This window comes from Microbacterium azadirachtae, from assembly GCF_025583665.1.
Classification (GTDB): domain Bacteria; phylum Actinomycetota; class Actinomycetes; order Actinomycetales; family Microbacteriaceae; genus Microbacterium; species Microbacterium azadirachtae.
Genome location: NZ_CP099706.1, coordinates 3,186,500 through 3,211,666, shown reverse-complemented (window position 1 = coordinate 3,211,666; position 25,167 = coordinate 3,186,500). Strand labels below are relative to the sequence as shown.

Annotated in this window: 23 protein-coding genes; 10 read left to right on the top strand and 13 right to left on the bottom strand. The window is 71.9% G+C overall.

Annotated elements, in window-relative coordinates; translation table 11 throughout:
* Positions 1-13: 13 nt before the first annotated feature.
* Positions 14-856 carry an SDR family oxidoreductase gene (locus NFX31_RS15185; protein WP_262956109.1) on the top strand — a complete coding sequence of 281 codons (843 nt, stop codon included), beginning with the start codon at positions 14-16 and terminating at the stop codon, positions 854-856.
* Positions 857-917: 61 nt separating this feature from the next.
* Here NFX31_RS15185 and NFX31_RS15180 read toward each other — a convergent pair whose 3' ends face one another.
* A complete protein-coding gene (locus NFX31_RS15180; RefSeq protein ID WP_338101475.1) occupies positions 918-1,685 on the bottom strand; it encodes an ankyrin repeat domain-containing protein in 768 nt (255 codons plus the stop codon).
* A 106-nt stretch (positions 1,686-1,791) separates the two neighbouring features.
* Here NFX31_RS15180 and NFX31_RS15175 point away from each other — a divergent pair, with 106 nt between their 5' ends.
* A complete protein-coding gene (locus tag NFX31_RS15175; protein ID WP_262956108.1) occupies positions 1,792-3,162 on the top strand; it encodes an NAD(P)/FAD-dependent oxidoreductase in 1,371 nt (456 codons plus the stop codon).
* 45 nt (positions 3,163-3,207) lie between these two features.
* On the opposite strand, the gene NFX31_RS15170 is transcribed toward NFX31_RS15175, so the two are convergent.
* Positions 3,208-3,741 (bottom strand): ribosomal protein L7/L12, encoded by a 534-nt coding sequence (locus NFX31_RS15170; RefSeq protein WP_262956107.1) that lies wholly within the window; start codon positions 3,739-3,741, stop codon positions 3,208-3,210.
* A gap of 110 nt (positions 3,742-3,851) precedes the next feature.
* Between NFX31_RS15170 and rlmN the strand changes: the two genes are divergently transcribed.
* Positions 3,852-5,105 carry a dual-specificity RNA methyltransferase RlmN gene (gene rlmN / locus NFX31_RS15165; RefSeq protein ID WP_262956106.1) on the top strand — a complete coding sequence of 418 codons (1,254 nt, stop codon included), beginning with the start codon at positions 3,852-3,854 and terminating at the stop codon, positions 5,103-5,105.
* A 139-nt stretch (positions 5,106-5,244) separates the two neighbouring features.
* On the opposite strand, the gene NFX31_RS15160 is transcribed toward rlmN, so the two are convergent.
* Positions 5,245-5,721, bottom strand: coding sequence for a SixA phosphatase family protein (locus NFX31_RS15160; protein WP_045251020.1), 477 nt, complete (start codon positions 5,719-5,721; stop codon positions 5,245-5,247).
* 55 nt (positions 5,722-5,776) lie between these two features.
* The gene (locus NFX31_RS15155) at positions 5,777-6,688 is read right to left on the bottom strand and encodes a LysR family transcriptional regulator (RefSeq protein WP_045250974.1); all 912 of its coding nucleotides are present in this window, start codon (positions 6,686-6,688) and stop codon (positions 5,777-5,779) included.
* 63 nt (positions 6,689-6,751) lie between these two features.
* On the opposite strand from NFX31_RS15155, the gene NFX31_RS15150 reads away from it, so the two are divergent.
* The 4 genes from NFX31_RS15150 to NFX31_RS15135 all read left to right on the top strand — a co-directional run bounded on the left by NFX31_RS15150 (position 6,752) and on the right by NFX31_RS15135 (position 11,701).
* Positions 6,752-7,525 (top strand): 3-hydroxybutyrate dehydrogenase, encoded by a 774-nt coding sequence (locus NFX31_RS15150; protein ID WP_262956104.1) that lies wholly within the window; start codon positions 6,752-6,754, stop codon positions 7,523-7,525.
* Complete coding sequence (locus NFX31_RS15145) at positions 7,522-8,463, top strand: alpha/beta hydrolase (protein WP_052674086.1); 942 nt, start codon at positions 7,522-7,524, stop codon at positions 8,461-8,463. Before NFX31_RS15150 ends, NFX31_RS15145 begins: the two co-directional genes overlap by 4 nt.
* A 39-nt stretch (positions 8,464-8,502) precedes the next feature.
* Positions 8,503-9,570, top strand: coding sequence for an alpha/beta fold hydrolase (locus NFX31_RS15140; protein WP_045248800.1), 1,068 nt, complete (start codon positions 8,503-8,505; stop codon positions 9,568-9,570).
* A gap of 256 nt (positions 9,571-9,826) precedes the next feature.
* The gene (locus tag NFX31_RS15135; RefSeq protein WP_262956101.1) at positions 9,827-11,701 is read left to right on the top strand and encodes a DUF4407 domain-containing protein; all 1,875 of its coding nucleotides are present in this window, start codon (positions 9,827-9,829) and stop codon (positions 11,699-11,701) included.
* Between the two features lie 57 nt (positions 11,702-11,758).
* On the opposite strand, the gene NFX31_RS15130 is transcribed toward NFX31_RS15135, so the two are convergent.
* Genes NFX31_RS15130 through NFX31_RS15115 form a run of 4 tightly spaced genes read right to left on the bottom strand, consistent with a single transcriptional unit; the run spans position 11,759 to position 16,214 of the window.
* Complete coding sequence (locus NFX31_RS15130) at positions 11,759-12,652, bottom strand: carbohydrate ABC transporter permease (protein WP_175491296.1); 894 nt, start codon at positions 12,650-12,652, stop codon at positions 11,759-11,761.
* Positions 12,649-13,629: a carbohydrate ABC transporter permease gene (locus NFX31_RS15125; protein WP_045250973.1), complete on the bottom strand. Its 981-nt coding sequence runs from the start codon at positions 13,627-13,629 to the stop codon at positions 12,649-12,651. The genes NFX31_RS15130 and NFX31_RS15125 overlap by 4 nt, the downstream gene beginning before the upstream one ends.
* A gap of 4 nt (positions 13,630-13,633) precedes the next feature.
* Positions 13,634-14,947, bottom strand: coding sequence for an ABC transporter substrate-binding protein (locus NFX31_RS15120; RefSeq protein WP_175491295.1), 1,314 nt, complete (start codon positions 14,945-14,947; stop codon positions 13,634-13,636).
* Between the two features lie 49 nt (positions 14,948-14,996).
* Entirely contained in the window at positions 14,997-16,214 is a 1,218-nt protein-coding gene (locus NFX31_RS15115) for an aminotransferase class V-fold PLP-dependent enzyme (protein ID WP_262956099.1), read from the bottom strand.
* Between the two features lie 167 nt (positions 16,215-16,381).
* Here NFX31_RS15115 and NFX31_RS15110 point away from each other — a divergent pair, with 167 nt between their 5' ends.
* Both NFX31_RS15110 and NFX31_RS15105 read left to right on the top strand, forming a co-directional pair.
* Entirely contained in the window at positions 16,382-17,059 is a 678-nt protein-coding gene (locus NFX31_RS15110; RefSeq protein ID WP_045250970.1) for a FadR/GntR family transcriptional regulator, read from the top strand.
* 61 nt (positions 17,060-17,120) lie between these two features.
* Positions 17,121-18,134 (top strand): aldo/keto reductase family protein, encoded by a 1,014-nt coding sequence (locus NFX31_RS15105; RefSeq protein WP_045250969.1) that lies wholly within the window; start codon positions 17,121-17,123, stop codon positions 18,132-18,134.
* A gap of 77 nt (positions 18,135-18,211) precedes the next feature.
* Here the strand turns inward: NFX31_RS15105 and NFX31_RS15100 are convergent, their stop codons facing one another.
* The 3 genes from NFX31_RS15100 to NFX31_RS15090 form a co-directional block, all read right to left on the bottom strand.
* Positions 18,212-18,721, bottom strand: a complete 510-nt coding sequence (locus tag NFX31_RS15100) for a glycine cleavage system transcriptional repressor (RefSeq protein WP_045250968.1) — start codon at positions 18,719-18,721, stop codon at positions 18,212-18,214.
* Between the two features lie 70 nt (positions 18,722-18,791).
* Positions 18,792-19,859, bottom strand: coding sequence for an L-cysteine desulfhydrase Cds1 (gene cds1 / locus NFX31_RS15095; protein ID WP_091480074.1), 1,068 nt, complete (start codon positions 19,857-19,859; stop codon positions 18,792-18,794).
* 1 nt (position 19,860) lies between these two features.
* Positions 19,861-20,952: an acetylxylan esterase family protein gene (locus NFX31_RS15090; RefSeq protein WP_262956097.1), complete on the bottom strand. Its 1,092-nt coding sequence runs from the start codon at positions 20,950-20,952 to the stop codon at positions 19,861-19,863.
* 125 nt (positions 20,953-21,077) lie between these two features.
* Here NFX31_RS15090 and NFX31_RS15085 point away from each other — a divergent pair, with 125 nt between their 5' ends.
* Positions 21,078-21,860: a DeoR/GlpR family DNA-binding transcription regulator gene (locus tag NFX31_RS15085; protein ID WP_045250966.1), complete on the top strand. Its 783-nt coding sequence runs from the start codon at positions 21,078-21,080 to the stop codon at positions 21,858-21,860.
* 11 nt (positions 21,861-21,871) lie between these two features.
* Here the strand turns inward: NFX31_RS15085 and NFX31_RS15080 are convergent, their stop codons facing one another.
* Both NFX31_RS15080 and NFX31_RS15075 read right to left on the bottom strand, forming a co-directional pair.
* The gene (locus tag NFX31_RS15080) at positions 21,872-22,822 is read right to left on the bottom strand and encodes a LacI family DNA-binding transcriptional regulator (protein WP_045250965.1); all 951 of its coding nucleotides are present in this window, start codon (positions 22,820-22,822) and stop codon (positions 21,872-21,874) included.
* Positions 22,823-22,893: 71 nt separating this feature from the next.
* The gene (locus NFX31_RS15075) at positions 22,894-25,155 is read right to left on the bottom strand and encodes an FAD-dependent oxidoreductase (RefSeq protein ID WP_262956096.1); all 2,262 of its coding nucleotides are present in this window, start codon (positions 25,153-25,155) and stop codon (positions 22,894-22,896) included.
* Between the last annotated feature and the right edge of the window lie 12 nt (positions 25,156-25,167).

Sequence of the window (25,167 nt, the reverse complement as noted above, 5' to 3'; positions counted from 1 at the left end):
ACCCGAGGAAGACATGACCGAGAACAAGCCCCTCGCGGGGAAGACCATCCTGATGTCGGGCGGCAGCCGGGGCATCGGCCTCGCGATCGCCCTCCGGGCGGCCGCCGACGGCGCCAACATCGCGCTGCTCGCGAAGACGGACACCCCGCATCCGAAGCTCGAGGGCACCGTGCACTCGGCGGCGGAGCAGATCCGCGCAGCCGGCGGCCAGGCGCTGCCGATCGTCGGCGACGTGCGCGACGACGAGAGCGTGATCGACGCCGTGATGAAGACGCAGGGCGAGTTCGGCGGCATCGACATCGTCGTCAACAACGCGAGCGTGATCGATCTGTCCGGATCCCTCGACCTGGCCGCGAAGAAGTACGACCTGATGCAGGACGTCAACGTGCGCGGCACGTTCATGCTGTCGCGCGCGGCGGTCCCGGTGCTGAAGGACGCCCCGAACCCGCACATCCTCTCGCTCTCGCCGCCGTTGAACCTCACGCCGCGCTGGCTGGGCGCGCACACGGGCTACACGCTGGCGAAGTACGGCATGACGATGACGACCCTGGGTCTCGCGGCCGAGTTCGCCGACGCCGGCATCGCCGCGAACACGCTGTGGCCGCGCACCACGATCGCGACGGCCGCGGTGCAGTTCGCGCTCGGCGGCGACCGGATGATGAAGGTCAGCCGCACGCCCGAGGTCTACGCCGACGCCGCCTACGCGGTGCTGACGAAGCCCGCGCGCGAGTACTCCGGCCAGACGCTCATCGTGGAGGACGTGCTCGAGGCCGAGGGGGTCACCGACTTCTCCCGCTATGCGGCCGTGCCCGGCACCCCCGACGATCAGCTGTTCCCGGACATCTTCCTGGACTGAGCATCGAGGATCCGGCCTCCCGAGCACGCGGAGCAGCCGGATCCTCCGCCGTCCGTCCGGATCAGGCCGCGTCGATCGCCGCGACGATCTCGCGGTAGCCGCGCGAGGCGGCGAGGTCGCGCGGCAGCACGCCGTCGCCGTCGCGGATCGTGACATCGGCGCCGCCGGCGACGAGCGCGCGCACGATCTCGGCGTACACGGCCGAGCCGTCGCCGAGCACGATCGCCTCGTGCAGCGCGGTCCAGTGCAGGTTGTTGACGTGATTCGGATCCACGCCCGCGGCGAGCAGGATCCTGACGGTCTGCAGATGGCCGCGCTCTGACGCGGGGATCAATGCGGTCCCGCCGTAGCGATTCGTGCTGCGCAGATCGGCCCCGTGCGCGAGCGTCGCGCGCAGGATCTCGTCGTGGCCGCGCGCACCCGCAGAGAGGTACGCCGAGTCGACGATGTCGTCCTTGGCGTTCACGTCCGCGCCGGCGTCGATGAGGGCGAGCGCCGCCTCGACCCGGTTCCCCTTGGTGGCGGCGACGAGCGGCGTCATCCCTCCCGTGCCGCGCGCCTCGAGGTCGGCGCCGGCGGCGATCGCCGTGCGCACCGCGTCGGCGTCTCCGGCGGACGCGGCGTCGAACAGGCGGGAGTTCAGGGTGGTCATCTCGGCCTCGGTTCTCGATGCGGCAGGGGACGGGGCTGCGGTCGCCGGCGGTGTGCTGGTGACGGTCGCGAAGGGCTCCGTGGCCGTCGTCGTGCATCCGGCGAGCAGCACCGCGGCAGCGCCGAGCCCGGCGACCGCGCGGGCGGCGCGGGTGCGAGAGGACGCGGAGGAAGGCATGTAAATGGTATACCACCTGAGTCCGCGTCTCGGCTGAGGGCGGGTCCGTAGAATCGAGCGGATCCGGCGACGTCGCCGATCGCGACCCGACGAAGGAAACCCTCGCATGCTCAACGGAGACGTCTCGCACTGGTGGCACGAGGTCGGCGCGCCGACGCCGCGTCCGGAGCTCCCCGGCGATCTGACGGTCGACGTGGCCGTGGTGGGCGCGGGGTACACGGGTCTGTGGACCGCGTACTACCTGAAGAAGGCGCGTCCGGCGCTGCGGATCGCGGTCATCGAGCAGCGGCATGCCGGGTACGGGGCCTCCGGCCGCAACGGCGGGTGGCTGACGAACTCGATCACCGGAGGGCGGGAGCGGTACGCATCCGGTCACGGTCGCGACGCCGCCGAACGGTTCCAGCGGGCGATGAACGAGACCGTCGACGAGGTGATCCGGGTCGCCGCTGCAGAGGGCATCGATGCGGACATCGTGAAGGGCGGCGAGTTCACGGTCGCCCGCACGCCCGCGCAGGAGGCGCGGCTGCGTGCCTTCGCCGCGGAGGAACGGGCGTGGCGGCACACGGACCTCACGGTGCTCGAAGCGGCGGAGGCGACGGCGAGGATCGCCGTGCGCTACACCCGCGCGGCGGTGTGGCATCCGCACGCCGCCCGGATCCAGCCCGCCCGGCTCGTGGCGGGACTCGCGGACGCGGTCGAGCGCCTCGGCGTCGAGATCTACGAGCGCACCACCGTGCAGGAGATCGCGCCGCGTCGGCTGACCACCGACCACGGCACGGTCGCGGCGGAGCACATCGTGCGCGCCACCGAGGGCTTCACCGCGAACCTCAAGGGCCTGCACCGGGTGTGGCTGCCGATGAACTCCTCCCTCATCGCGACCGAGCCGCTGCCCGCCGCCGTGTGGGACGAGCTGCGCTGGAGCGGCGGCGAGGTGCTCGGCGACTTCGCGCACGTGTACATGTACGCCCAGCGCACCGCTGACGGCCGGATCGCGATCGGAGGCCGCGGCAAGCCCTACCGGTACGGATCCCGCACCGACACCGACGGCAGGACGCCGCTGTCCACGGTGCAGACGCTCGAGGGCATCCTGCACCGGTTCTTCCCCGCCACGGCCGGCGCCGCGATCGAGCACGCCTGGTCGGGGGTGCTGGGGGTGCCCCGCGACTGGGCGGCCACGGTCGGCCTCGACCGGCGCACCGGCATCGCCTGGGGCGGCGGCTATGTGGGCACCGGGGTGACGGCGACCAACCTCGCCGGGCGCACGATCGCCGACCTCATCCTGGAGCACGACTCCGAGATCGCCGGGCTCCCCTGGGTGAACCACCGGGTGCGCCGGTGGGAGCCCGAGCCGCTGCGCTGGATCGCGACGACGGGCCTGTACGCCGCGTACGGCATGGCCGACCGGGCCGAGGCGGCGGGAAGGGCGACCACCTCGCCGATCGCCCGCATCGCCGACGTCGTCACCGGGCGGCACTGAGCACGGCGCGATCGGCGCCTTCGGCCGGATCTCCTCCGTGCGCGATCAGCGCCAGGCGTCGACGGCGTCCTTGGAGTCCTTCAGGCCGAGACCCGTCGCCTCGCGCAGCAGCTTGATCGCCGAGATCTTCTGGTCCGCGGCGACCAGGCGGCCGATCTCCGCGCGCACCTCGGGGGAGAGGCGTGCCAGCGCGTCGGACGCCGACCCGGCCTGCGGGTACGGCGGCGTGACCGCCGGGCGGACGGCAGAGGCGGACGGCGTCCATGCGTCGATCCGGTCCTTCGCCTCGCGCAGGGAGAGTCCGCTCGCCTCGCGCAGCACCTTGATCGCCGAGATCCGCTGCTCGGCGGCGACCAGTGCGTCGATCCGGGCGGTGACCGCGGGCGTCAGCGCGGCCGGCGGCGCCGGGCGCGGATCGCGCGGTGACAGCGGCCGGGCGGGCGATGCGAGGGAGGGCGCGGCCACGCCCGCGTCGAGCGGCCCCGGCGGCTTCGGGCGGATCGCGCGCATCGTCGTGACGATCACGACGAGCAGGGCGGCGATCACGACGGCGAGAAGGATCCAGATCCACAGCTCCATGCCGCCAGGGTACGGGGCCGTGGCGGCGCGCGCCTCCAGCGGTCCGTCGTGCACCCGTCAGGACACGGCATCCAGGACCTTCGCACCTGCAAGGCCCTACCCTGGAAGACATGTCCGACACTCCTGCGTCCGCCCGCTCCGGCGCGCCCGCGAAGCGCACCGCCCAGGTGCGCCCCGCCACCGAAGGATGGACGCAGAAGAAGGACGCCGAGGGGCGTCCGCTCCTGCAGTTCGCCAGTCCCAAGCGGGGCAAGCCGCCCGTGCACCTCGCCGACCTCACGCCTGCCGAGCGCGTCGAGAAGGTGAAGGAGCTGGGACTGCCCGGCTTCCGCGCGAAGCAGCTCGCGACGCACTACTTCACGCACTACACGTCGGATCCCGCGCACATGACCGACCTGCCTGCGGGGCAGCGAGACGAGCTCGTCGCCGGCATGCTCCCGCCGCTGCTCACCGAGGTGCGACATCTGGAGACCGACCGCGGTGACACGATCAAGTTCCTCTGGCGGCTGCACGACGGTGCGCTCGTCGAGTCCGTGCTGATGCGCTACCCGGGCCGCATCACGCTCTGCGTGTCGAGCCAGGCCGGCTGCGGCATGAACTGCCCGTTCTGTGCCACCGGGCAGGCGGGACTCACGCGCAACATGTCGACGGCGGAGATCGTCGAGCAGATCGTGCGCGCGAACCGCCTCATCGCCGAAGGCGGGCTGGGCGGCAAGAAGGCCGACGACCGTTCGATGGAGCGCGTCAGCAACATCGTCTTCATGGGCATGGGCGAGCCGCTGGCCAACTACAAGCGGGTGATGGACGCCGTGCGCGTCATGATCGCCCCGCAGCCCGAGGGGCTCGGCATGAGCGCCCGCGGCATCACCGTGTCCACGGTCGGGCTCGTCCCGGCCATCAACAAGCTCGCGGACGAGGACATCCCGGTCACCTTCGCGCTGTCGCTGCACGCGCCGGACGACCAGCTGCGCGACGAGCTCATCCCGGTGAACTCGCGGTGGAAGGTCGACGAGGCGCTCGACGCCGCACGCGGCTACTTCGAGAAGACCGGCCGCCGGGTCTCGATCGAGTACGCGCTCATCAAGGACATGAACGACCACCCGTGGCGCGCCGACCTGCTGGCGGAGAAGCTCAACGCCCGCGGTCGCGGCTGGGTGCACGTGAACCCGATCCCGCTGAACCCGACGCCCGGATCCATCTGGACCGCGTCGGAGAAGGACGTGCAGGACGAGTTCGTGCGTCGCCTCAACGACGCAGGCATCCCCACGACCCTGCGCGACACCCGCGGCAAGGAGATCGACGGCGCGTGCGGCCAGCTCGTCGCCACCACCGAGGACGAGGCCGCCGCCGCCGCGATGGCCTGACCCGGGTCCGGGCTCGCGGCCGGCCGTCTCCGGCCGTCCACTTCCGCCGAAACCCCCGCAGAGCGCCGAAACCTCCACGCCGGTGCGTGGCCGTAGGGGGGTCTGGGCGCGACGTGGGGGTTCCGGCGGATCCGGGGCGTCAGTCGTGCGGGGTGCGCAGGCGGCGCAGCCGGCCGGATCCCTCGATCAGCTCGGCCCAGGATCCGATGTCGATCGTGCATTCGGCGACGGCGCAGGTCGGGAACTCGACCCAGGATCCGGTCAGCTCGGCCACCGCGTCCGTCATCCCGGGGTTGTGGCCGACGAGCATCGCGACGTCCGCGTCGTCGGGCAGGGCGGCGGCGACCCGCAGGATCCGTGCGGCGTGGGCCGCGTAGAGGTCGGGCTCCTCGACCACCGGGAGCGCGAAGGCCGCCGCGTACTCCTCGGCCGTCCGCCGGGCGCGGACGGCCGTGCTCGAGACGACGCGCTGCAGGCTCACGCCCTCGTCGCGCAGTCGCCGGGCCATCGCGGGGGCGTCCCTGAGGCCGCGCGCGTTCAGCGGCCGGTCGTGATCGCGCAGGCCCGCCACGTCCCAGTCGGACTTGGCGTGACGGGCCAGGAGCAGGGTCTTCATGGACACCAGAGTGCCACCGCGCACTCGCCCGCGCACGCCGATCCGGGCGCCGCGGTCAGCGCTCGCCGAGGAGCTGCGGGCGGATCTCGCGGAGCCGGGCCTGCAGCGCCTCCAGGAACGCCGCGATCGCCGGCTGGTTCAGCGCCTCGGGGCGGGCGATGAGCCAGTAGGGCAGCCGTTCGTCGATCCGGTCGGGCAGCACACGCACGAGGTCGTCGTGACGGTCGGCGAGGAACGCGGGGAGCAGCCCGTATCCGGCTCCGCCGCGCGTCGCGTCGACGTGCACGTAGACGTTGGTGCTCGCGACCGAGTCCACCATGCCCGGCACCGCCCGGCGTGCGTCGTCCAGGGAGTCGACGTGCAGCATCGACTCGATGAAGTAGACGAGCGGCTGCCCCGCCAGCTCGGCAGGATCCTGCGGAGCGGGATGCGTGCGCAGCCACTCTCGGCTGGCGTAGAGGCCGAGCGCGTAGTCGGCCAGGTGGATCGCGCGGGCGCGGCGCACCTGAGGCCGCCCGACCACGACCTCCAGATCCGCGCCCGTGCGCTGCTGGGAGGCCTGCCGAGTCGAGGTGATGATCTCGAACGAGACGTCGGGATGGATCCTGCGCAGCGCCGCCATCGCCGGGGCCGCCACGAAGCCGCTGAACCCGTCCGTCGCGGAGAGCCGGATCAGGCCGCCGATGCGGCCGCCGTCGCGATCGTCGAGCCGGCCGAGCGCCCGCTCCACGCCCTCGGCCGCGGCGAGTGCGCGCGAGCCGAGCGGGGTGAGCTCCCAGCCCGCGCCCTCGCGGGAGAGCACGCGGCCGCCGAGCTGGGTCTCCAGCGCCGCGATGCGCCGGGCGACGGTCGTGTGGTTGAGGCCGAGTTGCTGGCCGGCGCTCGTGAACCGGCCGCTGCGAGCGACGGCGAGCAGCACCAGGAGGTCGTCGGCGCTGAGCGGCGGTGCGGGGAAGTGCGCGTCCATATGTGCAGTTTTGCATAGCTGGCTCTCTTCCCGGCGTGCACTCTCGTGAAGTACGTTGCAGGCATGGCGGAACAGGGACCCCGGGGGAACAGCACGGATCTGACGGGGCGCACTGCTCTGGTCACGGGCGGCGGGAGCGGGATCGGCGCGGCCTGCGCCCGGGTCCTCGCGCGGAACGGCGCGCACGTGGTGGTGATCGACCGCGACGCCGACGGCGCGGCGGATCTCGCCGCGGAGATCGGCGGGGAGAGCCTCGCGCTGGACCTCGGCGATCTCGACGCCCTGGCGGCGCAGCGCTTCGATGCCGACATCCTCGTCAACAACGCGGGGATCCAGACGGTCGCACCCATCGTCGAGTTCGACCCGGCGACGTTCCGGCGCATGCTCGACATCATGGTCACGGCGCCGTTCCTGCTGACCCGGGCCGTGCTTCCCGGCATGTACGCCCGCGGCTGGGGGAGGATCGTCAACATCAGCTCCGTGCACGGGCTGCGCGCGAGCGAGTTCAAGTCGGCGTACGTCACCGCCAAGCACGCGCTCGAGGGCCTGTCCAAGGTCACCGCGCTCGAGGGCGGTCCGTACGGCGTGACCAGCAACTGCCTCAACCCGGGGTACGTGAACACGCCCCTGGTGCAGAAGCAGATCGCGGATCAGGCGCGCACGCACGGGATTCCGGAGTCGGACGTCATCGAGAAGGTCATGCTCGCCGAGGCGGCGATCAAGCGCCTGCTCGAGCCCGAGGAGGTGGCCGACCTGGCGCTGTGGCTGTGCGGTCCGATGGCCGGATCCGTCACGGGGTCGTCGTACACGATGGACGGCGGCTGGAGCGCGCGATGAGCGAGGATGTCGCGCCCGTGCCCGTTGCGGCGCTCGCCGAATCCGCGTCGGATCCGCTGCCCGCGACGGATCCTGCGCTCGCCGCGTCCGTCCCGGATCCGGCGCTCGCGGTGACGACCTACGGGCCCGGCTCCGATGCGGCGGCGCTGCTGGCGATCCACGGCATCACCGCCAACGGCCGCTGCTGGGACACGGTCGCCGCGCTGCTGCCCGCACGGCGCATCCTCGCGCCGGATCTGCGCGGGCGGGCGCGCAGCAGTGCGCTGCCCGGGCCGTACGGCCTGCGCCGGCACGCGTCGGATCTCGCGGCTCTGCTGGATGCGGACGGCGGCGGGCCGCGCACCGTCCTCGGCCATTCGATGGGGGCGTTCGTCGCCGTCGCGCTCGCCGCGGCGAGGCCCGACCTGGTCGCGGAGCTCGTGCTCGTGGACGGCGGGTTCCCGCTGCCGCTGCCGTCGGGCGTCCGCAGTGCCGAGGACCTGGACATCGCCGCGCTGCTGGGCCCGGCCGCGCAGCGCCTCGCGCGGGAGTTCGCCGACGAGGACGCGTACCTCGATTTCTGGCGGGCGCACCCGGCGTTCGCCCGCGACTGGAGCCCGGCGGTCGAGGCGTACGCACGGCACGACCTCGACGGCGCCGCGCCGCACCTGCGCTCCTCGACCGTGGCCGCGGCCATGGTGCAGGACGGCGGCGAGCTCTACGGCCCGGACTGGTACGTCGCCGCGCTGCGCGGGCTGCGGATGCCGGTGGCCGTGCTGCGCGCGCCGCGGGGCCTCCTCGACGCGGAGCCGCTCTACGCGCCGGGCGCCCTCGAAGGGTTCCTCGACCTCGTGCCGCAGCTGCAGATCGTCGAGGTCGACGACGTGAACCACTACACGATCCTGTTCGCCGATCGCGGGGCGCGCCGCGTCGCCGCTGCGGTCGACGACCGCCGCTGACCGCCGCGCCTCCCCGCCCCGTTCCCGAAGGAACCCGCTATGACCGACACCCTGTTCGACGGCATCACGTCATTCCGCGTCGAGACGCCGCGCTACACCGCGAACGTGCGGGAGCGCCCGGCCGCGGATCCGGAGAGCCCGGACGCCACCATCGTGTTCGTGCACGGCAACGTGTCGTCGTCGCTGTACTTCGCGCCCACGATGCAGGCCCTGCCGGCGGGCGTGCGCGCCCTGGCGATCGACCTGCGCGGCTTCGGCGACAGCGAGACGAAGCCCGTCGACGCGACCCGCGGGCTGCGCGACTTCGCCGACGACGTGCGCGCCGTGCTCGACGCGCTGGGGCTCGACGCGGTGCACCTGGTGGGGTGGAGCATGGGCGGCGGCGTCGTGCTGCAGGTCGCGCTCGACGCACCGGAGCGCGTGCTCTCACTGACCCTCGAGGCGCCGGTGTCGCCCTACGGCTTCGGCGGCACACACGGTGCCGACGGCATCCGCAACGACGCCGACGGCGCCGGCACGGGCGGCGGTGGGGCGAACCCCGACTTCGTGGCGAGGCTCGAGGCGGGCGACACCACGGAGGAGGCGCAGACCTCGCCGCGCACCGTCTATCGTACGGCGTACGTGGCGAAGCCCGAGGCGCAGGCCGCGCACGAGGATGTCTGGGTCGCCTCGATGCTCACCACGAAGACCGGTCCGGACAACTATCCCGGCGACGCCGTCGCCTCGGAGAACTGGCCGGGCTTCGCGGCCGGCACGCGTGGCGTGCTCAACACCATGGCGCCGCAGCACCTTGACCTGTCCGGCATCGTCGACCTCGCCGTGAAGCCCCCGATCCTGTGGATCCACGGCGACAGGGACGCGATCGTCTCGGACGCCTCGTTCTTCGATCTGAACCACCTCGGCGCGCTCGGCGTGATCCCCGGGTGGCCGGGCGACGACGTCGCCCCTGCACAGCCGATGGTCACCCAGACCCGTGCCGTGCTCGAGCGGTACGCCGCGAACGGCGGAAGCTACCGTGAGGTCGCGCTGCCCGAGGCTGGACATGCGCCGCACCTCGACGAGGCGGAGACGTTCGATCGCGAGCTCGCCGCCCACCTCGGGGTGTGAGCCCGCCGCGCTCCGGGCGCACGTCGGGTGTGGCGCGCCCCTTCTCCGCGTTTCCCTCCTCTGGTCGTCTTTCCCTCCCCTCATCGGTGCGATTGCGGGGAGGGAAAGGCGCTGCGGGGAGGGAAACGCGAAGGGAGGTGTCCGGCCGCGCGGAGGCGCGCGACGCGGCCGCGCATAGGCTGCGCCTCGGATCCGCTGGGCCGCTGTCCAGGGTTCGTCCATCGGTTCCCCAGGGGGGTTTTCGTACATTTGAGGGATGTCCTATTCCGCTCATCGCCCCGGCCGCATGGATTCCCAGGGTCGGATCGCCTTCGACGTCGACGGACAGAACGACCCCGCGAACCCCGCCGACCCGACGGCGGAGGACCCGTTCATCTTCGTGCGCGACTACACCCCGGCCGGATCCGACCCGGCTGCCGCAGAGGCCGAGGCGGCTCCCGTCGAGCCCGTCGTCCCGCCCCGCCCGCCCGTGCCCGAGGCGGCGACGTCCGCGGCGCCCGAACCCGCCGAGGCGGCGCCGGAGGCTCCCGAGCCCGCGCCCGCGGATGCCGAGGCGTTCTTCGCCGCCGCGGAGGACCCGGTCGCGCCGTCGCGGCCCGTGAAGCCGCCGAAGCGGCCCAAGGCGCCGCGCCAGCCCCGCCCGCAGGGCTGGTTCTGGCGCCGGCTCGCGATCCTCGGCGGCGCCGACGGCGCGATCCTCGACCGTGTGCCGAGCGAGCAGCCGCGCTTCGTGCAGATGTTCTTCGTCCTCGCGGGCACGGCGCTCGTCTCGGCGCTGTCGATGCTGTTCGCCCTCACCACGGGCGTGCAGGTGCTGGTGTGGCTCGCGGTCCCGCTCGCCGTGGTCTGGGCGCTGCTGATCTTCAACCTCGACCGCTTCCTCACCTCGACCATGCGGTCCACCCGCAGCGTGTGGCGGCTGCTCGGCCTCGCGCTCCCGCGTGTGCTGATGGCCGCCATCATCGGATTCGTCGTAGCGGAGCCGATCGTGCTCCAGGCGTTCCACAACGACATCGCCCGCGAGGTCACCGCGACCAACCTGGTGCAGGCGCAGAGCGACCAGAAGGCCGTCGCGACCGGTCCGGAGAAGAAGGCCCTCGACGCCGCGTCGCAGCGCCTCGCCGATCTGCAGAACCAGGCCTCCACCGGAATCGTGAAGGGCACCTCGAGCGACTCGGCCTCGCAGAAGGCGGCGCAGGACACGGTCGCCAAGGTCACGGCTCAGATGGCCGACCAGCAGAAGGTCATCGACCAGGCCCGCGCGCTCTACCAGTGCGAGCTCACCGGACAGGGCGCGGGCACCGTGCCCGGCTGCACCGGGGTGCAGGGCGACGGCGCGAGCTCGGCCGCCGCGAAGTCGCAGCTCGACCAGGCGCAGCAGACCTACGACGCGCTCGCCGCGCAGCTGCGCCAGGCCAACACGGACCTGGAGTCGGCGGACAGCTCGTCGAAGTCGGCGACCTCGGCCTCCGAGGCGCAGAACCGCCAGCAGGCCAAGGACCAGATCCCGGCGGCGGAGCAGGCGTACAAGACCGCGCTCGACGCCTACAACGCCCGCGCGGCCGACGTGGCGGGCACGAACGCCGGCGCCGTCGGCCTGCTCAGCCAGATCTCGGCGCTCGACAGACTGTCCGCCAAGGAGCCGGTCCTGGGCTTCGCGCACTGGCTCATCGCGGCGCTCTTCTTCATGATCGAACTGCTCCCGGTGATCGTGAAGGTGCTGACCAGCTGGGGCGATCCCTCCCTGTACGAGAAGGCCGAGGCCATCGCGAAGCAGGTCGAGCTCGACCGCGTCACCTCGAAGGGGTACCGCGACCGTGCCGCGATCATCGCGGAGGAGGCGCGGCATCGCGCCTTCGCCGACGCGCACGAGGCCGAGACCGCCGCCGCGGCTGCGGACACGAGCGAGTCCCCGATGCCGGCGGGATCCCCGGCACCGTTCGAGCCGGCGGCCGTGCCCGCGCAGGTCGCCGCCGAGCCGCACCGGGCGCAGGGGGCCGTGTCGTCCGGTGCGGCGTCGTGGCCGGTGCCCGCGCACCCCGGCGTCGCCTCCGCGCACCCGGCGCCGGGCTCCGCGCACCCGGTCCCGGGCTCCGCGCATCCGGCGTCGCCGGAGACCGCTCGGGTCTGAGCCGACACGAAAGGGCCCCCTCCGATCGCACGGGAGGGGACCCTTTCGCGTCGCGCGCTACTCCTTGACCGAGCCCGCGGTGAGGCCGGCGACGATCCAGCGGCTCGCGACCGCGAACAGCACCATGGTCGGCAGGATCGTGAGCACGGCCGCGGCCGACATCGAGCCCCAGTCGACGTTGAAGGTCGAGATGAAGGCGTTCAGCGCGGCGGGGACCGTGCGGTTCTCCTCCGACTGCATGAGCACGACCGACAGGAACAGCTCGTTCCAGCAGTTCACGAAGTTGAAGATGAACGCCGCGATGATCCCGGGGGTCATCACCGGGACCAGGATCCGGAACAGCGCTCCCAGCCGCGAGCAGCCGTCGATCATCGCCGACTCCTCGAGCGCGTCGGGCACGTTCTCGAAGAACCCGCGCAGCATCACCGTCGAGAACGGGATGCACACCGCGATGTAGACCAGGATCAGGCCGAACTTGCCGTCGACCAGACCGAGGTCGGTCATCATCGTGTAGAGCGGGCCGAGCGCGATGAAGGCCGGGATCATCTGCGTCAGCAGGAACGCGATCAGCACCGCGCCCTTGCCGCGGAACTCGAAGCGCGCGATCACGTAGGAGCTGAGCAGAGCGATCAGCGTCGAGGTGGCCCCGGCGACCAGCGAGACGAGCGCCGAGTTGCCGAGGAAGACCCCGAAGTTCGCGTCGGAGAAGAGCCGCGTGTAGTTCTCGATCGACGGTTCGGACGGCCAGTACTCGATCGGGAACCGGTTCACGGTCTGCGGCGACTTGAACGAGGTGAGCACGATCCAGTAGAGCGGGAACAGCGTGATGAGCAGCCACAGGGCGAGCCCCATGACCTTGATCACCCCGCCCGCCGTGATCCGCGAGCGCGAGCGCCGCACCGGCCGCGAGGCCTGCGCGCGTCCCGTCGTCAGGGTCATCGTCGCGGTCATCGGGTGGCCTTCCTCATCGCGAACAGGTAGAACGCGCAGAACACGAACAGCACGGCGACGACGACCAGTCCGATCGCGCTGGCGGTGCCGTAGTCGCCCTGCTGCGTGAAGTTGATCATCCAGGTGGTGATGATGTGCGTGCGGTTGGCGGGGCCGCCACCGGTCATCGCCCAGATGATGTCGGGGAAGTTGAAGATCCAGATCACCCGCAGCAGCACGGTGAGGAGCAGCGTCGTGGAGATGTACGGGATCACGATCGAGAACAGCTGGCGCGCCTTGCCCGCCCCGTCCAGGCTGGCCGCCTCGAGCACCTCGTCCGGCACCGACTGGAGTGCGGCGAGGATCATGATCGCGAAGAAGGTCACGCCGTACCAGACGTTCGCCAGGATCACCGCGAACATGGCGAGCTTCGGGTCGGCGAGCCACGGCAGCGGCGCCGAGATGAGGTGCGCCTTCATGAGCAGGTCGTTGACGACGCCGAACTCGGCGTTGAACATCCAGCGGAACAGCATGCCGATCAGGAACCCCGAGACCGCCCACGGGAAGAACACGAGCGCCTGGTAGACGCCGCGGAACCGGAAGCGCTGGCGCAGCGCCAGGGCGATCAGGAAGCCGATCACGAACTGCGGGACGAGCGAGCCGACGACCCAGAGCACGGTGTTGCCCGCGACGGTGGGGAAGACCGGGTCGGAGAGCACCCGCGCGATGTTGTCGAACCCGACGAAAGGCGTCGATGTCAGGTCCCAGAGCTTGTAGTCGAGGAACGCCATGCGCGCGCCCTGCAGCATCGGGAAGTAGGTGAACCAGCACACGAAGACGATCGCCGGGGCGAGGAAGCCCAAGATGGTCAGCGCATGGCGCGCGCGGAACGTCCGGCGGCGCCGCCCCGGCGCCGAGGGCGCGGGGCGGGCCTGCTCGGGCCGAGCGGCCCGGCCGGACGTACCGGCCGGGCGCTCGGCGGCGGAGGTCGAGGTCACGACGTCAGCCCTTCTTGTACTTCGTGGTCCAGTACTCGTCCCACGACTTCAGCAGGTCTTTGGTCGTCATGTTGCCCAGGAGCACGCTCTGCACGTCCTGGTCGGACTTCTGGATCCACTCGGTCCACCACGCCTCGCCGCGCGGCTGCTGGACGTTGACGTAGGTGTCGGGGTGCTCGGTCATCGTGACGTAGCTCGTCCACGGACCGGTCGAGTAGAACGGATCCTTCGCGGCCGCCGCGATGATCGGCACGAGGCTGTTCTTCTGGGCGAAGGTCGTCGCCGGCTTCGCCGAGGAGAGGTACTCGACGAGCTTGACCGCCGCCTCCTTGTGCTGGCTCGACTGCGCGATGCCCCAGCCGGCGACGGCGAGGGGCTGCGCCGCCTTGCCGCTGGGCCCGACGAGCAGCGGGGCGGTGCTCCACTGGTCCTTCTTCAGGCTCGACGCCGACACGGTCGCGATGACCTCCGGATCCTGCAGGAGGAACGCGGTCGTGCCGTTCGTGAAGCCCGCGACCATCTCGGGGTAGCCCCAGGAGACGGCCGACGGCGGGGAGGCCTTCTTGAACAGGGCGAAGTAGTCGTCGACGGCCTGCTGGGCGTCGGGCGAGGAGAAGATCGTCTTGCCGTCCTTGAGCAGGAACGCGTTCGACGTGTCCAGGTCGTCGATCGTGTAGGCCTCGATCGCGGCGACCACGTTGGAGTTCGCGTTCTTGCCGCCGCGGAACGCGTAGCCGTACTGGTTCTTGCCGGGATCCTGGATCTTCGACGCCTGCTCGAGCAGGTCCTTCCAGGAGTGCGGCGGGCCGTCGAAGCCCGCGTCCTTGACGAGGTCGGTGCGGTAGAACAGCGACAGCCCGTAGAAGCCGTAGGGCACGAACCAGGTCTTGCCGCCGGAATCGGCCGCCTTCTTCGCGTTGTCGGTGAGCTCGCCCCAGCCGTCCCAGCTCTTCAGGTCCTTGGACATGTCGTAGAGCCAGTGGTTGTTGGAGAACGGCCCGACCGTGATGTCGCGCGTCTCGAGCACGTCGATGCCCTTGCCCGACTGGAGCATCTGCTGGATCGTGGTGTCGGCCTGCTCGGTGGGCGGCGAGACCAGCTTGACGGTGATGTCGGGGTTGGCCTTCTGGAAGTCGTCGAGCAGGCTGCGGATGAGCTTCGTGCGGTCGGGGTTGGTCAGGCTCTCCACCATCTGGAGGGTGACCTTGCCGCCCGCGGATCCGCTTCCGCCCGATGCTCCGCCGGAACAGGCGGTGAGGGCCAGGAGGGCGACGATGCCCATCCCGGCGATGGAGGCGAGTCGGGTGCGCTTCACCATGGAACGTCCTTTCGTTGGGTGTCTTGCAGGGTCGGTCGTGTCCGCACGCTCAGGCGCGCGCGAGTTCGAGGATGCGGGGGACGCAGCGTTCCGCGAACGCCTCGAAGTCGGTCATCTCGGTGTAGAGGTGCACGGAGAGCCGGAAGTAGCCGGCGCCGGCGAAGCTCGTGAACGCCGTCTCCACGCCGACCTCGTCGAACAGCCGCATGCGGAGCGCGTCGGCCTCCTCACGCGATCTCCCGATTCCGAGCGGGAGCCGGATCAGCCGCATCGAGGGCACCGGCATCGGCTGGTCCACGAGCGCGGGCTCGTCCGAGTACGCCTCGAACGCCTCGGCGATGATCTGCGCGCCCGCGTCGGCGAGGTCGGTCATCGTGCGCCGCGTGCGCTCCCAGCCGTGCTCGCGCTCGATGAAGTCGATCGCGGCAGGGGAGGCGAGGTACGTCGTCGCGTCGATCGTGCCCTGGGTGTCGAAGCGCGCGGGGAACGCATCCTCCGCCGCCCAGGAGTCGATGAGCGGCCACAGGTCGTCCCGATCCGACGCGCGGGTGACGAACAGGGCGGAGCCCCGAGGGGCGCACGGCCACTTGTGCAGGTTCCCGAACCACCAGTCGCCGCCGCCGGCCGCCGCGGCGTCGGCGACGAGGCCGGGGGCGTGCGCGCCGTCGACCAGTACGCGCGCGCCGCGCGTGTGCGCCAGAGCCGTGATCTCCGCCGTGGGGAAGCGCCGGGCCGTGGAGGATGTGATCTGGTCGACCACGACGAGGCGGGTGCGCGGGCCGATCGCCTCGGCGAAGCGGGCGAGGATCGTCTCGGCGTCGTCGACGAGGCCGAGGGGCACGGTGCGCAGCCGGGCGCCGAAGCGCCGCGCGAGCCGGGCCGCCCCCATCGTGACGGCCCCGTAGCCGTGGTCGGTGACGAGGATCTCGTCGTCGCCGGTCAGCTGCAGCGCGTTGTAGACGACCGTCGCGGCGGCTGAGGCGTTGGGAACGAAGGCCGTGTCGGCCGCGTCCGCGCCGACGAACGGCGCCGTCGCCGCCCGCGCCGCCTCGACCTTCTCCGCGATCCGCGGGAACCAGCCGACGGGGCTGAGGTCGGCCTCGCGGCGCAGCGCATCCTGTGCCGCGACGACCTCGCGCGGCACGGCGCCGAAGGATCCGTGGTTCAGGTGCACGATCGCCGGATCCAGCGGCCACGCGTCGCGTGCGCGCTCGAAGGAGGCCAGGCGCACGGCGGAGGTGCGGACGGTCGTGTCGGCGTCGGACATGGTGCGCGGGGATCCTCACGGTCGGGAACGGGGTGACTTGTCGCACAACTTTGGCATGAAACCCCGGAAATAGCCACTGTTACGATCAGGTTTCGCCCTAGTCGTAGAACAACTACCCCTGGCGCGTGCGAAACGGCACACTCAAGGGAACGGATCGAAGGAGAAGCATGAGCGCTCGCGAGACCGCCCTGCACGGACTGCGGGCCCTCATCGCCGACGGTGAGCTGAGGCCCGGGGACAAGCTGCCGAGCGAGGGCGAGCTCGGCGAGCAGCTGGGCGTCTCTCGCGGGTCGGTGCGGGAGGCGATCCGCACCCTCTCCGCGCTCGGCGTGCTGGAGACGCGCCACGGATCCGGCAGCTACGTCAGCAGCCTGCGCCCGGCCGACCTGATCCGCGGCCTCTCACTCACCGTGGACGTGCTGCCCCTCGACGCGATCCTGGAGCTCGTGGAGATCCGCCGGCCTCTCGAGGCGCACGCGGCGTCGATCGCGGCGGCCCGCGGCGACGACGCGCTGCTGTCCGGGCTCACCGATCTCGTCGAGCGGATCGCCGAGTGCCCCGATCACGACGAGGCGTCGCGTCTGGACCACGAGTTCCACATGCGCATCGCCGAGCTCGCCGGCAACGCCGCGCTCACCAGCCTCCTCGAGGTGCTGCGCTCGCGCACCCGCCAGTACCGGATCTTCGACGACGAGGACGCCGCCCAGCTCAAGATCCTCTCGGACGCCGGGCACCGCGCGATCGTGCGGGGCCTGATCGCCCGCGATCCTGCGGCGGCGTCCGCGGCGGCGGCGGGACACGTGGCCCAGACGGAGTTCTGGCTGCGCAAGCAGATGTCGGAGTGATCCGTCACGAAGGATGACACGGGCGGCCCCGGCTGTGTCCGGTCACGCCTACGCTGGAGCCATGGTCAACTACCGATACCTGGGCAACAGCGGTCTGAAGGTCTCCGAGATCACCTACGGCAACTGGGTCACGCACGCCTCGCAGGTCGAGGACGCCGCGGCCGTCAAGACGGTGCACGCCGCGCTCGACGCCGGAATCACGACGTTCGACACCGCAGACACGTACGCCAACACGGCCGCCGAGGTCGTGCTCGGCAAGGCCCTCGAAGGACAGCGCCGCGAGAGCCTCGAGATCTTCACCAAGGTGTACTTCCCGACCGGCCCCAAGGGCCCGAACGACACCGGTCTGAGCCGCAAGCACATCCTGGAGTCGATCAATGGATCCCTCCAGCGCCTCGGCACCGACTACGTCGACCTGTACCAGGCGCACCGGTTCGACTACGAGACGCCGCTCGAGGAGACCTTCCAGGCGTTCGCCGACGTCGTCCGCCAGGGCAAGGCGCTCTACATCGGCGTGTCCGAGTGGACCGCGGAGCAGCTGCGGGAGGGGCACGCCCTGGCCACGCAGCTCGGCGTGCAGCTCATCTCGAACCAGCCGCAGTACTCGATGCTGCATCGCGTGATCGAGGGCAAGGTGGTCCCCGCCTCGGAGGAGCTGGGCATCTCGCAGATCGTGTGGTCGCCGATGGCGCAGGGCGTGCTGAGCGGCAAGTACCTGCCGGGTCAGCCGGTGCCGGAGGGATCGCGCGCGACGGATCCGCACTCGGGGGCGCACTTCATCCAGCGCTTCTTGCAGGACGACATCCTCACGGCCGTGCAGCGCCTGAAGCCGATCGCGGCGCAGGCCGGGCTCACGATGCCGCAGCTCGCGATCGCGTGGGTGCTGCAGAACAAGAACGTCGCGGCCGCCCTCGTCGGCGCGTCCCGGCCCGAGCAGCTCGCCGACACGGTCAAGGCCTCGGGCGTGGTGCTCGACGCCGACACCCTCGCGGCGATCGACGACGCGCTCGCGGGTGTCGTGAACGACGACCCCCAGGACACCTACGACGTATCGCCCAAGGAGCGGCTCGTCTGACGACTCTTCGGGGTCGTCGAGCGAGGAGTTTCGTCTCGGTCGCCTTCGGCGTCCTCGCTCAACGGCCGGGGACGCTCTCAGCCGACCGTGATGTCGACCTGGAGGTCATGCGCGATCCGCTCCAGGGCTCCGCGGAGAGCCTCCGGATCCGCCTCCGCCGGGATGCGGGCGAGGATCGACGCCTCGAACAGCCGCCCGCCGGCCATCGCCGCGTCGCGGGTCTCGGTCGTCATGCTCTCGATGCTCAGGGCGCTCGCGTTCAGGACCGCCGAGATCTCGCGCACGATGCCCGGCTGATCGTTGCCGAGCACCCGGATCGACAGCTCCTGCGGAGCCTCTGCCGGCTCGGATCCGGATCCGGCGTGCACGGCGATCGTGAGGAGCCCTTCGAGGCCGCTCAGCGAGGCGCGCAGCTCCTCGACCCGCTCGATCGGGACCGACACCTGGATCACGCCGGCGAAGGTCCCCGCGAGCTCCGCCAGCCGGCTGTTCTCCCAGTTGCCGCCGTGCTCGTCGACGATATGGGCGACGGTCGCAACGAGGCCGGGGCGATCGGATCCGACGACGGTGAGGATGAGCGTGGTCATGCCGTCAGCGTAGGGGAGCGGGGATCGTGCGACCAGAGCGCCCCGGCGCGTCGACAGGCGGGGGGAGGGATCAGTCCTCCGCCCACTCCCCGGTGGTGAGGAAGTGCTCCATGCGTGCGCGGTGCGGAGCGAGATCCCAGCCCTTCGCGGCGACCCACTCGTCGGAGTAGTACGTGTCGAGGTAGCGGGCGCCGCCGTCGCAGATCAGGGTCACGACGCTGCCGCGCTCGCCGGAGCGCAGCATGCGGGCGATGAGCTGGAACGCGCCGACGAGGTTCGTCCCGGTGGAGCCGCCCGCCCAGTGCAGCGTGCGCTGCTTCAGCAGCCGGATCGCGGCGATCGACGCGGCATCGGGCACCGGGATCATCTCGTCGATGACGCCGGGCACGAAGGACGGCTCGACGCGCGGCCGGCCGATGCCCTCGATGCGACTCGGGGTCCCGGTCGTGAACGACGCATCGCCGCTGCGCCAGCCGCCGTAGAACGCGGAGCCCTCCGGATCCACGACCGCGATGCGGGTGTCGTGGCGGCGGTAGCGCACGTAGCGCCCGAACGTCGCGCTCGTGCCGCCGGTGCCCGCGCCGACCACGATCCAGCTCGGGATCGGGTGGCGCTCGCGGCTCAGCTGGCTGAACACGCTCTCCGCGATGTTGTTGTTGCCCCGCCAGTCGGTCGCGCGCTCGGCGTAGGTGAACTGGTCGAGGTAGTGGCCGCCGCACTCGGAGGCGAGCCGCTCCGCCTCGGCGTACATCGCGGCGCCGGAGTCCACGAAGTGGCAGCGGCCGCCGTAGAACTCGATGAGGTCGATCTTCTCCTGGCTGGTCGACCGCGGCACGACCGTCACGAACGGCAGGCCCAGCATCCGCGCGAAGTACGCCTCGGATACGGCCGTCGATCCGCTCGAGGCCTCGACGAGCGTCGTGCCCTCGTGGATGCGGCCGTTCACGAGGCCGTACAGGATCAGCGAGCGCGCGAGGCGGTGCTTCAGGGATCCGGTCGGATGCACCGACTCGTCCTTGAGGTACAGGTCGACGCCCCACTCCGCGGGCAGCGGGAACACGTGCAGGTGCGTGTCGGCGCTGCGATTCGCATCCGCTTCGAGCAGGGCGATGGCGGATCCGGTCCAGTCGGAGGTCATGTCATCGAGGGTAGCCGGGAGGCTCTCCGCTCGAGGAGCGATGTCCGCTCCCGAACGGCCCCGAAGACGACGAACCTCGCTCCTCGAAACGGCGAGCGGAGGGCGATTCCCTTCGGCGGGCTCGTGCCAGATGCGCCAGGCCCGCGCGCTCGGCCGACCGGGTGATCCCGACGCGGCCGGGGTACTCCGCATGGCCCGCGGGCAGCACGGCGAGCTCCAGCGCGCCGGCCGACTGCGCCACCGCGTGGGCGATCGCGAACTGTCCCGGCGGCGGCACGTTCGCATCCCAGAGGGCCGCCTCCACCCGCACCGGGATCCGGTTGGCGAGCATCGCCGACGAGGCGTCGAACCAGCGCAGCACCTCGCGGGCCTCGGGGTGCGCGCGCACGTGGCGGCGCATCGCCTCGCCGCTGCCGAGGCAGGGCACCGCGAGCCGCTCGTCGTACTGGCCGAAGCTCGGCACGACGAGCGTCGCCGCGACGTAGCGATCGTCCCACGGCAGCGCCAGCGCGCCGATGCCGCCGCCGAAGCTCTCGCCGACGTAGGCGAGCGGGAGCGGTCCGGTGATCGCGAGCAGCGCGTCCGCGGCGAGCCAGAGGTCGCGGGCGCACAGGCCCAGCACGAAGCGCTCGGGATCCTCGATCCCCGCGATGACGTGCTCGTCCCGCACGGGCGGCGCACCGACGCCGGCGTTGAGCGCGCCCAGGCCGCGCGCGACGGGGAAGATCACCGCCGCGTCGTCCGGCACACGCGCGAAGCCCGGCTCGTCCCGCCCGCCGTAGCCGTGCCCGTGCACGAGCGCGATCTCCGCCGGGACGTCGAGGGGCTGAGCGACCCACGCGCGCAGTCGCGTGCCGTCGGCGCCGGTGTGCTCCACGATCGACAGGCTCCTGCCGTCACGTTCGCCCTGCGCGACGATCACGGGGTCGGCGTCGATGCGGGCGGCGGCCGCGCGCCAGGCCTGCCAGCGGGCTCCGAAGCCGTCCGGCGCGGCGACCGGCGCGACGGCCTGCAGCGCGGGCAGGTCGAAGCCGTAGGTGCCGTCGAGGGGAGCGTCGGGGAACCAGCCGTCGTAGGGGGCGGGGGCGCTCATCGGCGGCTCCGTCCGGACGACGTCGCGGCGGTCTCGCGCCGGGAGCATGCGGTTCGCGCGCGGCCCGGGACCGGCCGGCGAGGTGCGCACGTGGCAGACTGGAGCCTCGATCGGAAGGAGCGCGGGTGCTGGTATCGGAGCGACGTGAGCGCGTCCTCGCGCACGTCCGCGAGCACGGCACCGCGACCATCCCAGAGCTCTCCGGCCTTCTCGGCGTCAGCCCGATGACGATCCGCCGCGACATCGACCTCCTGGCCGACGAGGGCGCCGTGCGCAAGGTGCGCGGAGGCGTCAGGGCGGCCCTCGGCGCCGCATCCGTCCGGGCCCCCGCCGCGTCGGTGTCGCGTGAGCGCCGGGAGGTGGCGGCCCTCGCGGCCGGCCTGGTCGAACCGGGCATGGCCGTCGGCATCTCCGGCGGGGCGATCTCGCTCGCGCTCGCCGAAGCGCTCGCCGCCGTGCCGGAGCTGACGATCGTGACGAACGCGCTGGGCGTCTCGGATCTGTTCGCGCGCCCCGACCGGGCCGACGAGCCGTACACGCAGACCGTCGTGCTCACCGGGGGAGTGCGCACGCCGGCGCAGGCCCTGGTCGGGCCGGTCGCCGTCCGCGCCCTCGAGCAGCTGCACTGCGACATCGTGTTCCTCGACGTGCACGGACTCGACGTGCAGGCCGGGATGACGACCATGAACCTGCTCGAGGCGGAGACGGACCGCGCGTTCATGGCCGCAGGGCGCGAGGTCGTGGTGCTCGCCGATCATCGGCGCTGGGGTCTCGTCGGCCTCACGACGATCGCGGACCTCAGCGACATCGACCGTCTCGTGATCGACGCGGGGCTGGATCAGACCGCCAGGGAGCAGCTCGGCGCGCACGTCGGCGAGCTGCTCATCGCGGGCGACCACGTGAGCTGAGCGGGCGGATCTCATCGCCGCGCGCCGCCCCGGCGCGCGGGAGCCGCGTCGTCGGCCGCGGCGGAGACGGTGCTCGCGCGTTCGATCAGACGGATCCCGACGGTGACGTGTCGCACGGGGAGGTCGGCGCCCGGCGGGGCGGTGAGCTGACGCTCCAGCTCCGTGAAGGCGGCGTCGACGAGCTGCTCGTGATCGGGCGCGACGGTCGTGAGAGCGGGGATCGCGAAGCGCGCGGCGCGGATGTCGTCGATCCCGGTGACCGCGACGTCGGCGGGCACGGCGCGCCCCGCGGCATGCAGGGCGACGAGCGCGCCGAGCGCGATCGAGTCGTTGGCGCACACGATGCCGTCCAGGTCGGGGAGTGCCGCGAGCATCTCCGCGGTGGCGCGCTCACCCTCCTCGGCGGTGAACGCCGCGACCTGGGCGACGGCGGCGGGATCCGCGGGGAGGGCGGCGTGCGCGAGCGCCTCGACGTAGCCGGCATGACGGCGGTCGGCCGCATCGGACGGACGGGCGTCGCGGCGTCCGATGAAGGCGATCCGGCGGCGGCCGTCGGAGAGCAGGTGCTCGGTCGCGAGACGGGCGGCCGCGCGGTTGTCGATCGTGATGTGCGTGAACGGGCTCGTCTGGATGTGCTCCCCGAGCAGCACGAGGGGTCCGGGCGAGGTGCGCCGGGTGAGATCGCTGACCGTGAGCGAGCGCGGGATGTGGATCAGGCCGTCGATGGGGGGGAGTCCCACGCCGTCGGCGACCGCGATCTCGCGACCGTGATCGCCCTCGGTCTGCACGATGAGCACCGCAAGCCCCCGCTCGTCCGCGCGGCGCACGAGCAGAGAGGTCAGCTCGGCGAAGTACGGCTCTTCGAGGTTGGGCACCGCGAGCGCGATCAGACCCGTGCGCGGCGCGCGGATGACGGGCACGGAGCGCTGCGCCTCGGGTCGATGCGGATCGGAGGAGCGCATCACGGACCTCCCGGTGATCGTGCGACGGACCGGGCGTGCTCGACCGGTGCCCCTCACGTTAGCGCCGTCGGTCACGACTGCACCCGGAAGGCCACCACGCGCGCCTCGGGCGCGCCGTTCGTCGCGGTGATGACGAGGCGGGCCGCGGAGAACGGCCCGGCCTCGGCGGGCACGGGATGCACGCGGAGGCGATGCCGGTTCGCGGTCTCGTCGGCGACGACCGTCCAGTCGTCGGATCCGGCCCGCTGCACCTCCAGGCGGTAGTCGCGCACCAGCTGCGGGAGGATCTCGTCGGGGCTGCGGTGGTGGTGCAGCGTGTTCAGCTCGAGGTCGAGGTCGTCGTCGAAGACGAGGCGCATCTCGCGGGCGGCGACCGGCTGCGGCCAGTCCAGCCGCAGCCAGGCCGGCCCGTCGGCGAGGGGAGCGGAGGCCCACATGTTCGGGCCGCCGAAGGGCCGGTTGAAGCCGGACACCGCGCGCTGAGGGGCCAGCGCGTCGCTCTCCGGTTCGGCACGGAACACGACGGCGCGGCCGCGCAGCGGCTTGGTCGGCCACTGCACGAGCAGCTCGTCCTGACTGATCTGCACGTTCTGGTCGTCGTTGTCGGCGCGGTGCACCAGGGTGAGCACGCCCGGTGCGAGGGGCACCCCCTTCGCCGTGAGGTGCACGCGGACGGCCGGGTTCGCCCGCAGCACGACGACGGCGTTCTCGGGCGCCTCCGGCGCGAACGCCGCATCCGCCCGGATCCAGGCCGGCGCCCCGCCGGGCACCCGCACGGTCGTGCGGTGCTCGAGCCGCGCGGGGATCACGTTCTGCCGGCGACCGGTGGAATGCACCTCGACCGTGAGCTCCGTGTCCTCGTCCGCCGACAGCAGCAGGTGCACGGCGTCCAGGCGCGGGTGCACCGGCACCACGAGTCCGAGATCGTCGACGAGCGCGTGCGCCTCGGGATCCGGCGCCTCGGCGCCGACGACGGAGCGGGTCGACGATGCCGTGACGGTCGCGGTGCGTGCGAGGTCGTCCGGATCCTCGTTCTCCACGCCGATCAGGGAGGCGTCGGCCCGCAGCAGCAGCTGCCGCAGCTCTGAGCGACGGGTCGCGTGCAGCTCGCGCGGCGTGACCTCGTGCTCGACGCACATCGCGGCGGCGGTGCCGGCGGCCTCGCCCATCGCCGCGCACGTCGCCATCACTCGCGCGGCGCCGAACGCGATGTGCGTCGCCGAGACGTTGCGTCCCGCCATGAGCAGGTTCTCGACGTTCACCGAGTACAGGGAGCGGAACGGGATCTCGAACACGCCCTCGCTGAAGCGCTGCAGCGCCCCGGCGCCGGTGGCGTACATCCCGTCGGCGGGGTGCAGGTCGATCGACCAGCCGCCGAAGGCCACCCCGTCGTCGAACGACGTCTGCGCGAGCACGTCGTTCTGCGTGAGCGTGTGGTCGCCGATGAAGCGGCGGTACTCCCGCTTGCCGGGCAGGTTCCCGATCCACTCCAGCGTGAGGGTGTCGGCGTCGAACTCGCCGGAGTTCTTGATGTGGTCCCAGATGCCCAGGATCACCGAGCGCAGCTCGTCGCGGATCCGCTCGTTGTCGTGGACGATGTCGAGGCGGCCGCCCCACTCGATCCACCAGTAGTGCGCGCCGCTGTCGCCGGAGCGGATGATGCGCGAGGACGGGATGGGCGTCGTCGTGATGTCCTTCGCGCTCTCCGGGGCGACGTACTTCACGGGGTGCCCCGCGTCCTTCGTGTAGAAGAGCAGGGTCGAGCCGAGGAACTCGCGCTCGGGCTCCTCGGGAGCCCAGTCCTCGCCGAACTCGTCACGGCCCTCCTTGCCGAGGCGGTGCCGTGCGCCGACGAGCGCGCCGACGAGGCCGTCGCCGGTGCAGTCGAGGAAGACGGGAGCGCGGAAGGTCGTGCGGATCTCGGATCCGAGGGTCCATCCGGTCACCGAGCGCACACGGCGGGCGTCGTCGGGTCCCTCGGCGCTCGCATCGACGACCTCGGTGTTGAGGAAGAGCGCGATGTTCGGCTCTCGGCGCACCGTGTCCAGCACCACGTCGTCCCAGTAGATCGGGTTGCCGTCGGGGTTGCGGTACTGGTTCTCCCGGTACAGCTCGCCGATGATGCCGGTCTCACGCGCCCACCGCTGGTTGCCGTGCGCGGTCGCGCCGCACACCCACACCCGCACCTCCGACGACGAGTTGCCGCCGAGCACGGGCCGGTTGTTGATCAGCGCCACACGGCGCCCGAGTCGGGCCGCGGCCACGGCCGCGCTGACGCCGGCGAGGCCTCCTCCGATGACGACGATGTCGGCATCGACGGTCTGCGTGCGCATGGGTTCTGCTCC